The 12908-nt window shown below is 67.1% G+C and carries 14 protein-coding genes; 4 read left to right on the forward strand and 10 right to left on the reverse strand.

Going from position 1 to position 12908, the window contains the following annotated elements; translation table 11 throughout:
• Nucleotides 1-42 precede the first annotated feature (42 nt).
• The 7 genes from ACZ60G_RS28195 to ACZ60G_RS28225 all read right to left on the reverse strand — a co-directional run bounded on the left by ACZ60G_RS28195 (nucleotide 43) and on the right by ACZ60G_RS28225 (nucleotide 6444).
• On the reverse strand, nucleotides 43-1338 hold the full coding sequence (locus ACZ60G_RS28195) for an ArsA family ATPase (protein WP_465813830.1): 1296 nt from the start codon (nucleotides 1336-1338) through the stop codon (nucleotides 43-45).
• Nucleotides 1335-1772 (reverse strand): SRPBCC family protein, encoded by a 438-nt coding sequence (locus tag ACZ60G_RS28200; protein WP_387294858.1) that lies wholly within the window; start codon nucleotides 1770-1772, stop codon nucleotides 1335-1337. The genes ACZ60G_RS28195 and ACZ60G_RS28200 overlap by 4 nt, the downstream gene beginning before the upstream one ends.
• A gap of 40 nt (nucleotides 1773-1812) precedes the next feature.
• A complete protein-coding gene (locus ACZ60G_RS28205) occupies nucleotides 1813-2202 on the reverse strand; it encodes a polyketide cyclase / dehydrase and lipid transport (protein ID WP_465813694.1) in 390 nt (129 codons plus the stop codon).
• 49 nt (nucleotides 2203-2251) lie between these two features.
• Entirely contained in the window at nucleotides 2252-3379 is a 1128-nt protein-coding gene (locus tag ACZ60G_RS28210; RefSeq protein ID WP_465813695.1) for a glycosyltransferase family 4 protein, read from the reverse strand.
• A gap of 215 nt (nucleotides 3380-3594) precedes the next feature.
• Nucleotides 3595-4593 (reverse strand): hypothetical protein, encoded by a 999-nt coding sequence (locus ACZ60G_RS28215; protein WP_465813696.1) that lies wholly within the window; start codon nucleotides 4591-4593, stop codon nucleotides 3595-3597.
• A 6-nt stretch (nucleotides 4594-4599) separates the two neighbouring features.
• Nucleotides 4600-5664: an NlpC/P60 family protein gene (locus tag ACZ60G_RS28220; RefSeq protein ID WP_465813697.1), complete on the reverse strand. Its 1065-nt coding sequence runs from the start codon at nucleotides 5662-5664 to the stop codon at nucleotides 4600-4602.
• A 207-nt stretch (nucleotides 5665-5871) separates the two neighbouring features.
• Nucleotides 5872-6444 (reverse strand): C40 family peptidase, encoded by a 573-nt coding sequence (locus tag ACZ60G_RS28225; protein ID WP_465813698.1) that lies wholly within the window; start codon nucleotides 6442-6444, stop codon nucleotides 5872-5874.
• A gap of 606 nt (nucleotides 6445-7050) precedes the next feature.
• On the opposite strand from ACZ60G_RS28225, the gene ACZ60G_RS28230 reads away from it, so the two are divergent.
• On the forward strand, nucleotides 7051-8820 hold the full coding sequence (locus ACZ60G_RS28230) for a DEDD exonuclease domain-containing protein (protein ID WP_465813699.1): 1770 nt from the start codon (nucleotides 7051-7053) through the stop codon (nucleotides 8818-8820).
• Nucleotides 8821-8825: 5 nt separating this feature from the next.
• On the forward strand, nucleotides 8826-9101 hold the full coding sequence (locus ACZ60G_RS28235; RefSeq protein ID WP_040688558.1) for an Lrp/AsnC family transcriptional regulator: 276 nt from the start codon (nucleotides 8826-8828) through the stop codon (nucleotides 9099-9101).
• Nucleotides 9102-9108: 7 nt separating this feature from the next.
• Here the strand turns inward: ACZ60G_RS28235 and ACZ60G_RS28240 are convergent, their stop codons facing one another.
• The 3 genes from ACZ60G_RS28240 to ACZ60G_RS28250 form a co-directional block, all read right to left on the reverse strand.
• The gene (locus ACZ60G_RS28240) at nucleotides 9109-9402 is read right to left on the reverse strand and encodes a hypothetical protein (protein ID WP_465813700.1); all 294 of its coding nucleotides are present in this window, start codon (nucleotides 9400-9402) and stop codon (nucleotides 9109-9111) included.
• A 133-nt stretch (nucleotides 9403-9535) separates the two neighbouring features.
• Entirely contained in the window at nucleotides 9536-10591 is a 1056-nt protein-coding gene (gene trpD, locus ACZ60G_RS28245; RefSeq protein ID WP_465813701.1) for an anthranilate phosphoribosyltransferase, read from the reverse strand.
• Nucleotides 10592-10661: 70 nt separating this feature from the next.
• Nucleotides 10662-11081: a hypothetical protein gene (locus ACZ60G_RS28250; protein ID WP_465813702.1), complete on the reverse strand. Its 420-nt coding sequence runs from the start codon at nucleotides 11079-11081 to the stop codon at nucleotides 10662-10664.
• 221 nt (nucleotides 11082-11302) lie between these two features.
• On the opposite strand from ACZ60G_RS28250, the gene ctaE reads away from it, so the two are divergent.
• Entirely contained in the window at nucleotides 11303-11914 is a 612-nt protein-coding gene (gene ctaE / locus ACZ60G_RS28255) for an aa3-type cytochrome oxidase subunit III (RefSeq protein ID WP_040688563.1), read from the forward strand.
• Between the two features lie 61 nt (nucleotides 11915-11975).
• Nucleotides 11976-12866, forward strand: coding sequence for a cytochrome bc1 complex diheme cytochrome c subunit (qcrC, locus tag ACZ60G_RS28260; protein WP_465813703.1), 891 nt, complete (start codon nucleotides 11976-11978; stop codon nucleotides 12864-12866).
• Nucleotides 12867-12908: the final 42 nt, after the last annotated feature.

A 12908-nucleotide genomic window follows, 5' to 3' on the forward strand; every position in this document is an offset into this window, starting at 1 on the left:
TGCGCGATGCACGCTGTGACAGGATTCGCTCGCTGCGCTCGCTCATACCGGCCACGCTTCCGGGTCCGGGTGGAAACGCACGATCAGATAGCCGTTGTCGAGTTCGGCGCCGTCGACCGTGCACCGTCGCAATACCGGAGCCAAGCGCACCCGGCGTCGGACCCCGTCCGCTCCCACGATCAAATCGTCCTCCACTCGTCCCAGTCGCAGCGTCGCCGGATCGACGACGGGCAGGTGCATCCGCAACGCGTACACCGAATGCAGACCGGTGCCCGATTCCAATCGAACCACCGGCTCGCCGGAACTTGTGCGAACCTCCGCCGGATTGTCGCTCAGCTTCGAGTCGGCATTCAACCGCTCACCCGAATCCATCGCATACGACAGCGCGGACAGGGACGTGAGCCCGACCGGTTCGGGCCCGGTGTGCTGTGCGATCAGCACCCGTGTCCCGTTCATACCCCGTTGCAGCCGGTTCACCACATCCAATTGTTCGGCGCGTCGATTCACATACCACTGCACGGCGGGATGGGCGGCCACCTCGAGTGCGGTCGGCGGGGGCACGGCGGGCAGCACCTTGTTCACCACCACCGCATCCAACCGCAGACCGAGCAGCGCCGCCGCCGAACGCACCCGCTCCGATTCGGCGATGGCGACCTGTTCGGCGACGGTGATCAGTCGCGCACCGGTTCGTCCGTGATCGGTGAGCAGATCACGCACCTCGGTGACCGCCTTGACGATCCGCTCGACCGTGGTGGCCAGCACCGCGCGCCGCAGATCGGTGCCGACCATGCTCATCGCCCGCGCATGCGGCGGCCACATCCGCTCCACATATCCGAGCAGGGTTTCCGGCGCGGTGATGATGCGCAACATATCCGCCGAGGGCGGGCAGTCCACCACGATCACATCCCAGTCGTCCTCGGCGGCGAACTGGGTGATCTCCACCAGCATCAGCAGTTCCTGCACGCCGGGCAGTCCGGTCAACTCGGCCGGATCCAGTGCGGCCAGGTCGACGCCGTGATCGTGGTCGGTTCCGGTCGCGAGCACGCGCGCCACCTCACGGAACCGATCCTCCAGCAGCGCAAGGGAATCGACCTCGATCACATCGAGTCCGGACACTACGCTCGCGATCCCGGGCACGGTGCCGGGATCGTGCGGAAAACGGAAGCCGAGCGCGTCGCCGAGCGAATGCGCCTGATCCAGCGAGGCCACCAGCACCCGCTGCCCCGCCCGGGCATAGGCCATGGCGGTAGCGCAGGCCAGCGTCGTCTTGCCGACTCCGCCTTTGCCGATGAATAGTTCGACCCGAGTACCGGCCGCCTCGGGCTTGTGCGTGATCAGCCTTCGACCCGTTTCTTCAGTTCCTTGAGCGCGGTATCGGTGATCACCTTCTCGGCCTTGCGCTTGAACATGCCGATCATCGGGATATTCAGGTCGACGGTCAGCTCATAGGTCACCTCGGTGGTGCCGTCGGGCTGGTCGACGAGTTCGTAGGTGCCGTCCTGCGCCTTTTGCAGTTCGCCGCTGATCAGCGTCCAGCTGACCGATTTATCGTCGGGCCGCCAAGTGTAGGACAGCACGTAGGTGTCCTTGACGACTCCGGCATCGAGCACGAAGCGCGCGGTCCGGGCCCGGCCGTCGGCGCTCTTCTCCAGCACCTCAACGGTTTTCGCCGCCGAGACCCACTCCGGGTAGGACTCCAGATCGGCGATGACGGACATCACCCGCCGCGACGGTGCATCGATGATGATCGACCTCTGGGTCCTGTCGGCCATGGCGGACAACGATTCCTTTCAGCTGCTGTGCTCGTGTGCGTCAGCGGGCGGTCGGTGCGGCGTGTGCCGGTGCGATACCGGCCGCGCGGCCCGCCTCCAGCCTGGCCTTGATCTCGAACGACATATCCTTGCCCGCCACCCGGCGCGCCCGATTCGCGGCGGCCGGATCCCGTGTCGGCGCCTTCGGTTCGGCGTGCAGGAAGTAGTGCAGGATCACCCCGTCGAGTGCGGGCTCCAGCCATACCTCCATGGTTCCGGTCAGCGCACCGGTGACCGACCAGCGAATACCCTTGTCGGCCCGGTCTTCCCGGACGCCGAGGGTCAGATCGGGCCACCAGTGGCGCCAATTGTTCTCCCCGGCCAGGATCTCGGCGACCGCGGCCCCGGGGGCGGCGACAAACGTCTGATCAGCGACCTGAATACTGCTCACGGCCCGAGCGTAGTAGATCACAGCGCGAACCTGTGAGCCGCCGTCGCCTTTATTGCAGCAGTTGACGCAGTCGCGCGCCCAGACTGTCCCAGCGCCACTGTTCCTCGACCCAGGCGCGTCCCGCCGCGCCCATCTCGGCGGCGGCATCGCGATCGGACAGGATCTCGACGATGGCGTCGGCGATCTCGGTGGTCTTGCGTCCGTCGACGACGCGGCCGGTCTTACCCTCCAGCACGGTTTCCGGCGCACCGCCCGAACGTCCGGCCACCACCGGTACTCCGGCCGCCGAGGCCTCCAGGTACACGATGCCCAGACCTTCGACATCGAGTCCGGCCCCGCGGGTGCGGCTCGGCATGGCGAATACATCGGCCAGAGTGTGGTGGGCGGCGAGTTCGCTGGACGGGACCCGGCCGGTGAAGACCACGTCATCGCTGACGCCGATGGCTGCCGCGAGCCCGTGCAATTTGTCCTCGTACGGTCCGCCGCCCGCGACCACCAGCACCGCACCGGGAATCCGCGCGCGGATCTCGAGCATGGCGACGATCAACGCGTCCTGGCCCTTGCGCGGAACCAGCCGGGACAGGCACAGGATGGTCGGGCGATCGCCGAGGCCGTAGCGCTCGCGCAATTCCGCGCGCGCGGCCGGATCCGGCCGGAACACCTCGGTATCCACTCCCGGCGGCAGATATTCGAGTGCGGCATTCGCCCCGAACGCCGAGGCGAACCGGCCGCGCGTATATCTGCTGACATAGGTGACGACATCGGTGTGGTCACCGATCGCGCGCAATGCCTGCCGCGCACCCGGCAGCATGGACCAGCCGACCTCGTGGCCATGTGTACTCGCCAGAATCCGGGTGGCGCCCGCGCGCCGCAGCTTCGGCGACAGCAGTGCCAGCGGCGCCGCCGCACCGAACCACACCGTGTCGCAGTTCTCGCTGCGCAGCAGGCGCGCGGCCCGCCGCAGCACCAGCGGGGTCGGCAGCATCAGCGTGGTCGGGTGGCGCACCACCTGGAACTTCTGCTTCGCATCGAATTTCAGATGACTGTCGCCATGCCACCGCGGAGCGTAAACGACCAGATCATCGGGCGGCAGCTCACCGGCCAACGCCTGCAGATACGACTGGATACCGCCCGGCCGCGGCGGGAAATCATTGGTAACCAGCAGAGTTCGGGCCATGCGAACAAACTACTGTGTTGGATTTGCCGCGCCTGCGGCGCTGTGTCTAATTTGCGGCGCCGTGAACGTCGCTCGTAGGACTCGCTCCGTGTGGGTTGAGTCAGCAGTGGAAGTCGGGGCTTCGTGCACTGCGGTCGGTCGGCCGCAAGATAGGCCGCGAACTCCTCGCTCGTAAGACTCGCTCCGTCGTAGTCAGGGGTGCAACGACGCTCGACTCAAGTGGCTTGGCCCGATAACCAACCGCGCCAGTCGGCGACCAGATCGTCGCGGCTGGTGCCGAGCACATCGCGCATGATGCGGTCCTCGCTCGCGTGGTCCTGTTTGCCCGCGGCGATGCGGCGGTAGAGCTCGACCAGGCGCGGCTGGTCGAACTTGTCGGCGACGAACGCGCAGACCGACCACGCCTGCTCATAGGCGGCGACGGCACCGCTGCCAGCGAAGTCGGCGGCGGACGGGAGATCGCGGGGGACATCTCCGGCGCGAATGCGGGTGGCCACCGTCGGCGCGATATCGGCGAAATGATGTCCGGTGCCGAGGTGGGCCACGAATTCGGCGAAACCCTCGAGCATCCACTGCGGTGCGCCGTCGATGGTTTGGGCCCGCGTGGCGATATGGGTGAGTTCATGGCGCAGCAGAGTGCGCAGACCGTCGGCGTCGAGGCGGCGTCCGGCATCGGAGCTGAAGACCACGCGCTGGCCGGTCGGCTGGGTGCCAGGCACGAACGGATCGGCGACCGAGGCCGCGGCGACGTCGGCGGGCATGCTCGCACCCGAGCGCACCAGCGCGGCGAACTCCGACGGATTCGACGCGACCACCACCATCGCGGACTGGGCCCAGCCCGGACCCCACACACCGGTGACGGCCGTGGTCGCGGCGGCGAGTTCGCCCGCGAGCGTATCCATTTCGGCCCGCTGCGCCGGATGACCGACGACCAGGGACTCCTGGCCGTTCCCGGTCGGCACCTGTTCCGTGACGAGTTGCCCGAAGGGTTCGAGCGTGCGACGCACCGAGGCAAGGCGCGGATCGTCATCGGCGGCGCGCAGGCTGCCGATCGAAGTCGGCTGGGCCGCACGCAGTTTCGGCAGTACCGAATTCGGCATCATCAGCAGTGCACCGCAGGTTCCCGTCAGTACGGTGACCATCACGACGGTGGCGACGAACTGGAAGCGGCGCCGCACGAACAACCAGGCGTGGGCCCGCCGAAAGCTACTCATAGCTGATCAGTATCGCCGAGCCGAGTGATAGGGCGTCGACCCCATCGGCGCAACGGCTACCGGAACCCCGAATGTGGAGGCGTGCAGCATCATTCCATTGCCCGCGTAGATGCCGACATGGGAGATATCGGAATAGAAGAACACGACGTCGCCGGGTTGCAGATCCTTCTGATCCACCGGGGTGCCGTAGGAGGCCTGCTGCGAACTGGTCCGCGGCACATCCTTGCCGACCTGTTTGAAGGCCCACTGCACCAGACCGGAGCAGTCGAACTGATGCGGTCCGGTCGCGCCCCAGACATACGGGTCGCCGATGCGGGTGAGTCCGGCGGCCAATGCGCTGGTGCCGCTGCCGGGAACCAGCCCGCGCAGCAGGGTGTCGGTATCGAAGCCGGGTGGGAACGGCGATCCGGCCAATGCCGATTTGTCCTTGGTGGACAACTGACCCCACGCCTCGACCACCTGCGCGATGGAGCCGGACAGACCGGCCCGCTTGCGCTCGAGATCGGCGCGTACCTGGTCGGCCTTATCGGAGGCGGCGCGTGCGGTGTCGGAGGCGGCGCGTGCGGTCTTTTCCGCCTCGGTCGCGGTGGCGGTCGCCTGCCTGTAGAGATTGAGCTGCTCGGAGTTCTTGGCCGAGATCACGTCGATGGTGGACATCTGGTCCAGCAGACGCTGCGGCGAATCGCTCAACAGGACAGCGGAGAGCCGGCTCGTGCGCGCGCCCTGGTAGGCGGCGATCACGGTGCGATCGATGATCGGCTGGAACTTGCGGACTTCCTCGCGGGCCGCATCGGCGGTCTGCGTGGCCGCGTCGAGTTTGGCGTCGGCATCGTGCAGGGCGTCGAGTTTGGTGTCGAGATCGGCCTGTGCGCCGAGCGCCTGTTGATTGAGCTGCTCGGATTCGCGGGACAGGTCGATCATCCGCTGTACGGCCTCGCCGGCCGTGGTCGGCATGGCTGCCGGATCGGCTCCGGCTGGACTGCCTCCGGAGAGTGCGGCGCCCAAGACTGCTGCCGCTAATGCCCCTCCCACCAGACGTTTCCTGCGATGTCTCCGGTGATGTGCTGTCACAGCGCGCCAGGCCCCGTTTCTCTCGTGAAGCGATCTTGTCGCCTCCGCAAGCTGCGGAACTTCTGCGGCGAACCCGCAAGCCGGGAAGGTCTCGATTAGGTTACGGAACGGCGTAGGTCTGTGTCCAGTGGGCCACAAAATGATCACTCATGCCGTCCCGACGCCCGGCCGTCTCGTACGGCCGGGCGGGATGATCGAAAGAGCTGCTCAGAAGCGGCGCGCGCCGGCGACCGGCATGGAGGAGATCGGCGCGACCTTCACCGGGGTGCCGGAGGTGGAGGCGTGGACGACGTTGCCGTCACCGGCGTACAGGCCGGAGTGGCTGCCGCCGTAGAACGACACCAGATCGCCCGGCTGCAGGTCGTCGAGCGAGACTGGGGCGCCCGCGTTCAGCTGCTCACCGCTGGTGCGCGGCAGCTCCAGGCCGGCCTGCTGGTAGGACCACTTGACCAGACCCGAGCAGTCGAAGGCGTTCGGGCCCGCGGCGCCGTAGACGTACGGCGAGCCGACCTTGCTCAACGCGGCGTCGAGCGCGATGTCGCCGACGGACTTCTTGGGGGCCATGAACGGCAGCGGGGCGGGGTTGGGCACCTCGATGCCCGGGATGCCCTGCGGGATCGGGATCTCGTTGGGTACGTCGAAGGTGCCGACGCCGGGGATGTTGACCGGCTGGGCCGAGGCGGGCGCGGCGGGCAACAGGAAGACGCCGAGCGTGGCAGCTCCGACGGCTCCGGCCGCGACGGCACGCTTGGCATGTCGCTTGACGGTGTTGGTCGCCATGATGCGGTACTTCCAATCTGCCCCACGACGCCGCACCCGGTGGTACAGCGGACTGCGTGTCGAAGCACCGTCGGGTGGTGCGCCGAACTCCGTGAGGTCTCGAAAAGGTTACGAACACATCACGGTGTTTTGTAAAGCCGGAGACATCCGAAATGGCGATGCTCAACAAATTTGCCGCCGAATATGTGCGACTTATGTCACACCAATCACGAAACGATAACAACGCGTGATTTTCCGGGGATCTCGGCATCGTGGCCGAGCTGGAAGACGTCCGGACCCGGCGTGTCTCAGACGCCGGATTTCTCAGAATTTCCCCAGGTGGTGCGCGTATCTTGGTGCGTGTTCGGCCGGGCGAGTCGAACCGATCGGTCGCGGCGCCCGGGTTGCGGGCAGCGCGCCGACGGCATCGCCTCCGAGTCCCCGGGCGTGTCCGCCCGTTTGATGCAATTTGCCGAATAGTGTGACGTGCACCACTTTTTGGTGTTCTAGATCATTTCGTGGGAAACGGAGCGAAATCCTCGCCGTGTAATTCGGACATTTCTCTGCTGAAATCCCAGGTGACTTTTCCGGCGGTTCCTGTCGTACCGAGGCCCTACGCTGCACGCCGTGCCCGATCCGACGCCGCGCCAGGCCGCCGCACTGCAGTTGGCCTTCGACGAGCTCGAGACGCCGCTCTACGACACCACCTTCGTGGTCGTCGACCTCGAGACCACGGGCACCAGCCCCGAGGGCGATGCCATCACCGAGATCGGTGCGGTGAAGGTGCGCGGCGGTGAGGTGCTGGGGGAGTTCGCGACCCTGGTGAATCCGGGACGAGCCATACCGCCCGCGATCGTGCAGATCACCGGGATCACCACCGCGATGGTCTACGAGGCCCCCCGGATCGAGGCCGTGCTGCCGGGTTTTCTCGAATTCGCCAAGGGCGCGGTGCTGGTCGCACACAACGCCCGCTTCGATATGGCCTTCCTGCGCGCCGCGGCGGCCCGCATGGATACGTCGTGGCCGAGCGGGCCGGTGGTGTGCACGGTGAAGCTGGCGCGGCGCGTCCTCGCCCGCGACGAGGCCCCCTCGGTTCGGCTCGGGGTGCTCGCGCCGCTGCTCGGTGCGAGCACCCAGCCGAACCACCGTGCACTCGACGATGCAAGGGCGACAGTGGACGTGCTGCACGCCCTCATCGGTCGGGTCGGCAATCTCGGCGTGCACAGCCTGACCGAACTGCTCGACTATCTGCCGAATGTCACACCGCGCCAACGCGCCAAGCGGGTGCTCGCCAACGATCTGCCGTCGAGTCCGGGCGTCTACCTCTTCCGCGGGCCCTCCGACGAAGTCCTCTATATAGGGACGGCCGTGAACCTGCGCCGACGCGTGCGCAATTACTTCACCGGATCCGAGACCCGCGGCCGGATGAAAGAGATGGTCTCCCTTGCCATCCGGGTCGACCACGTGGTGTGCGCGCACGGTCTGGAGGCCGGTGTGCGCGAGCTGCGACTGATCGTCGCGCATACACCGCCTTATAACCGGCGGTCGAAATTCCCGAAGCGCGGTTGGTGGATAACGCTGACCGACGAACCTTTTCCCCGATTCGCGATCGCGCGCACACCGACCGCGGATGCATTGGGGCCCTTCTCTTCTCGGACGGACGCGAACGACATCGCGTTGACCATCGCGGAGCACAGCGGCCTGCGCACCTGCACCGCGCGACTGCCGCGCGACGGTCGCCACGACTGTCCGCCCGCGGTGGTCGGCGGATGCCCGGCGGCCGTCAGCGGCACTCCTATATATAGGGAGGAATACGAACCCGCCGCCGCGGCCGTCCGGGCGCTGTTCGCTGGGCATTCCGACGCGAAGCTGCGGGCCATGCTCGACCGAATCGAAACCCATTCGCACGCCGAACATTTCGAGGCCGCCGCCCGACTGCGCGACCGGACCGTCGCGGTGGTGCGGGCGCTGCACCGCACCCAGCGACTCGCCGCGGTGGCGCGGATCGGCGAACTGATCGCGGCGCATCCGGACGGTGCGGGCGGTTGGGAGTACGCGGTGATCCGCTATGGGCGGCTGGCGGGGGCAGGCATCTCGGTGCGGGGTGTGCCGCCCATGCCGGTGATCGAACGCATCGTCGCGGCATCGGAGACCGTACTGCCGGATCCGGTGCCGCCGTTGCGCGGTGCGTCGCCGGAGGAGGTCGGTCTGGTGACGCGATGGCTGGGGCGGCCTGGGGTGCGGATCGTGCGCACGAGTGAGGGGTACGGCGATCCGATCCGAAGTGCCGGACGCTGGGCCGGGTGGGCGGATCTCGCCGATGCCGCCGCACGGGCCCGCCTGCACGGGCCGGAGGCCGAACTCGCGGAGTACAAGGGCGGTGACCGCCTAGGCTGACAGCCATGATTACCGCGATCGTGATGATCCAGGCCGAGAACGCCCGCATTCCGGAGACCGCACAGGCGGTCGCCGACACCGTGGGCGTCACCGAGGTCTATTCCTGCGCGGGCGATGTCGACCTGATCGCGATCGTGCGGGTGCGCGACCACGAGGAGATCGCCGAGGTGGTGACCGGCCGGATCGACAAGACCCCGGGCGTCGCCCGCACCACCACCCACATCGCCTTCAAGTCCTACTCCAGCGCCGACGTCGAAGCGGGCTTCTCCCTCGGCGAGTGAGCCGTACTCAGCGAACGAGGATGGAGGACCCGGAGAAGGTGCGGGAGGCGCCGGAGGGGAGTTCGGCGCCGGCTTCGCCCTTGCAACCGGCCATATAGAAGACGGTGACGGTGGCGTCGGTGTGGTTCTCGATGGCCAAGGGGGCGGCGCCCACGCCGATCTGCAGGCAGCCGGACGGTTCGCGGTAGACGCTGCCGTTGACGACCAGGCTGCCCTGTGCCGCGTGCGCGGCGGCGGGTCCGCCGGCGATCGCCGCGGCGATGGATAGCACGCCCAGTGCCGCGTAAACGCCCCGCTTCATCATGTGCTCCTCAGCAGTCGAGCCGGGCGGCGTACGCCCGACGCGAAAACGGGGCAACGCCGGATTGGCGCGTCACTGTAACCTGTACCGCCACAAGAGGTCTGCCGACATGCGGCGATCAGTGCCGCGGCAGTCAGTTGTCGCCGAGGGTGTTGGTGAGCTTGGCCCAGCGGTCGAGCAGGGCCGCGGATCTGCCGGTGTCGATGGCTTCGGCGGCGCGATCGATGCCCGCGGCGATGGCGTCGTGGATATCGCCGTCCGGATCGCCGACCCCCTGAGACAAGTCGTAGGCGACGATGGCGGCGGCGGAGTTCAGCAGTACGGCATCGCGCACCGGGCCCGCGCTACCCGCGAATACGCTGCGTGCGACACCCGCATTGACCTCGGCGTCACCGCCACGCAATGCGTCCAGCTCGACGCGTGCGATGCCGACGCGGGTCGGATCGATGGTGGTCTCCCGCAGTTTCCCGCCCGACACCACCCATGCGTCGGTGGTGTCGGAGGTGGTGATCTCGTCGAGGCCGTCATTGCCGCGCACCACGATGGCGCTGGCGCCGCGCTCGGCGAAGACCCCGGCGATCACCGGCAGTAGTTCGGGGAACGCGCAGCCGACCAGCCCGGCCCGCGGTTGCGCGGGGTTGGTAAGCGGGCCGAGCACATTGAAAACGGTGGGGATGCCGATTTCCTTGCGGGCCGGACCAGCGAAGCGCAACGCGGGGTGGAACAGCGGCGCGAAGCAGAAGCCGATGCCGACCTCGCGCACGCAGCGAGCCACGGCCTCGGGGCCGAGAGCCAGCTTCACGCCCAATGCCTCCAGCACATCGGCGCCACCGCTCTTCGAGGAGGCCGCGCGATTGCCGTGCTTGACCACGGGCACACCGGCCGAGGCCACCACGATCGAGGACATCGTCGAGATATTCACCGAACCGGACCGGTCACCGCCGGTCCCGACAATGTCCACCGCGTCGCCGTCGACGTGCACCAGGCGAGCGTGGCCGAGCATGCCCGCGGCCATGCCGGACAGCTCGGTAGGAGTCGGGCCCTTGATCTTCATCGCGACACCGAATGCGGCGATCTGCGCCTGCGTCGCATTGTCGGTGAAGATCTCGTCGATCACCCAGGTCGTGTCGTCCGCTGCCAGATCGCCGCCATCGGCAAGGGTCCCGAGTACTTGGGGCCAGCTGCGCATGTCCACTTCTCCTGTCACCACTGGTTCGCGCACCAGTCTGTCGCGATAGAGCGTAGTGGTCGAGACGTTATTACCGCTGCGCGGTCGCGGAACCCGGTTGCAGGGCGTCCCAGCCGTCCGCGACGCCGTCGTGGCGCTGGGCGAGACCGGCCATCCTGGCCCGCTCCTGCGAACAATGCAGTGCGTCGAGCAGCTGAACCCGTTGCAGGATCAACGATTCCAGTTCGTGTGGACCTTCGGTGCGTGGCGCTGCGACGTAACCGTCCTGGGCCGCGATCGCACACACCTCATCGATCCGATCGGGCGGAATGCGCAAGTGATGGCGCAGCAGCGCGGGCTCGTCGGCTTTGAGAGCCGAAGCGCGCGCGAGTGTTGTCGAACACGCCTCGGAGTCATCGAAGCACTCCGCTACGACTACTAGATCGGAACGGGTCGGATCGAGCGGTTCGGGTTCGTTCCCACCGAACAGCCGTTGCCACCAACGCGTCACATCCGCCTCCTGATCTCAGCTTTTCCTTACCAACGCCTGCCATGCTCGCCAAGGGAGTCGCACAGGCCGTCCCACCTGCCGCGCCGCAGCCGTGCGTGCTGGTAATCAACACGCTGACCACCTCGGTCGAGACACCGTCTGTCCGTGCGTTTTCCGACACGGGAGGACAAGTTTCGCACCCGGGTACTTGTGTCGTACTACGACGAGTCATACTTACCCCCGTGACGACCGCAGTAGGGACCCCAGGATCGGCCATTACTCAGCGTGTGCATTCGCTGAACCGGCCCAACATGGTGAGCGTCGGTACCATCATCTGGCTGTCCAGCGAGCTGATGTTCTTTGCCGGGCTCTTCGCGATGTACTTCGTCGCGCGCGCCCAGGCCCACGGCAACTGGCCGCCGGAACCGACCGAGCTGAACCTGAAGCTTGCCGTGCCGGTCACCACCGTGCTGGTCGCCTCGTCGTTCACCTGCCAGATGGGTGTGTTCGCGGCGGAGAAGGGCGATGTGTTCGGCCTGCGCCGCTGGTACGTCGTCACCCTGATCATGGGTGCGCTCTTCGTGGCCGGTCAGGGCTACGAGTACACCAACCTGGTCAAGGAAGGCACCTCGATCTCGAGCAGTGCCTACGGCTCGGTGTTCTACATCACCACCGGTTTCCACGGTCTGCACGTCATCGGCGGTCTGATCGCCTTCGTGTTCCTGCTGGTCCGCACCAAGGTCAGTAAGTTCACCCCGGCACAGGCCACCGCCGCGATCGTCGTCTCGTACTACTGGCACTTCGTCGACATCGTCTGGATCGGGCTGTTCGCCACGATCTACTTCGTCCGCTGAGTCGGGCCAGTACCCCAAATCTTTTGCACAAGTCGGTTCCGTCTACTCCAAAGGGACACAGATGAGTTCATCTCCCCCGTCAGCGCCAGAGCCCGCCAGCCCCAGCGCGGCGATCAGCCGCCAAGATGTCGCGGCAGGCCAGGCAAGCAAGACGCGCAAGCAACGCCGTATGCGGCGTCGCATCGCGGGTGGGCTTGCGCTGTTGGTGGGCCTCGTCGGAGCCGGATTCCTTGCCACCGCGATCACGCCGGACCCCCAAGTCGCGACCGCGCACGAGGACCAGTCCGCGCTGATCCGCGACGGTAAGCAGCTCTACGAGACCTCCTGCATCACCTGCCACGGCGCCAACCTCCAGGGCGTGCCCGACCGCGGTCCGAGCCTGATCGGCGTCGGTGAGGCGGCCGTCTACTTCCAGGTCTCCTCGGGTCGCATGCCGCTGGCCGCCAACCAGGCTCAGGCCACGCGCAAGCCGCCGAAGTTCGATGCCCACCAGACCGACGCCCTCAGCGCGTACGTCGCCGCAAACGGGGGCGGCCCCTCCGTGGTGCGCGACGCCATCGGCGAGATCGCGCAGGAATCGCTGCGTGGGCCGGACATCGCTCGCGGGTCCGAGCTGTTCCGGATGAACTGCGCGTCCTGCCACAACTTCACCGGCCGTGGCGGCGCGCTGTCCTCCGGTAAGTACGCGCCGCCGCTGGAGCCCGCCACTGAGCAGCAGATCTACGCCGCGATGCTCACCGGCCCCGAGAACATGCCCAAGTTCTCCGACCGGCAGCTGAGCCCGGAAGAGAAGCGCGACATCGTCGCCTACGTCAAGAACGCCACCGAGGAGAAGAGCCCCGGCGGCTGGGATCTCGGCGGGTTCGGTCCCGCGACCGAGGGTCTGGCCATGTGGGTGGTCGGCATCACGCTCGTCGTCGGCGCCGCGATGTGGATCGGATCACGTTCATGAGCGAGCGCAGCGAGCGAACAACAAACACAGCCGACATGTCGG

Source organism: Nocardia sp. NPDC102475 (assembly GCF_055584605.1).

Coding starts and splice junctions, on each gene's coding strand:
- ACZ60G_RS28200 (WP_387294858.1), bottom strand. CDS start 1,772: ATGGCCGACAGGACCCAGAGGTCGATCATCATCGATGCACCGTCGCGG.
- ACZ60G_RS28210 (WP_465813695.1), bottom strand. CDS start 3,379: ATGGCCCGAACTCTGCTGGTTACCAATGATTTCCCGCCGCGGCCGGGC.
- ACZ60G_RS28215 (WP_465813696.1), bottom strand. CDS start 4,593: ATGAGTAGCTTTCGGCGGGCCCACGCCTGGTTGTTCGTGCGGCGCCGC.
- ACZ60G_RS28225 (WP_465813698.1), bottom strand. CDS start 6,444: ATGGCGACCAACACCGTCAAGCGACATGCCAAGCGTGCCGTCGCGGCC.
- ACZ60G_RS28235 (WP_040688558.1), top strand. CDS start 8,826: ATGATTACCGCGATCGTGATGATCCAGGCCGAGAACGCCCGCATTCCG.
- ACZ60G_RS28240 (WP_465813700.1), bottom strand. CDS start 9,402: ATGAAGCGGGGCGTTTACGCGGCACTGGGCGTGCTATCCATCGCCGCG.
- trpD (WP_465813701.1), bottom strand. CDS start 10,591: ATGCGCAGCTGGCCCCAAGTACTCGGGACCCTTGCCGATGGCGGCGAT.
- qcrC (WP_465813703.1), top strand. CDS start 11,976: ATGAGTTCATCTCCCCCGTCAGCGCCAGAGCCCGCCAGCCCCAGCGCG.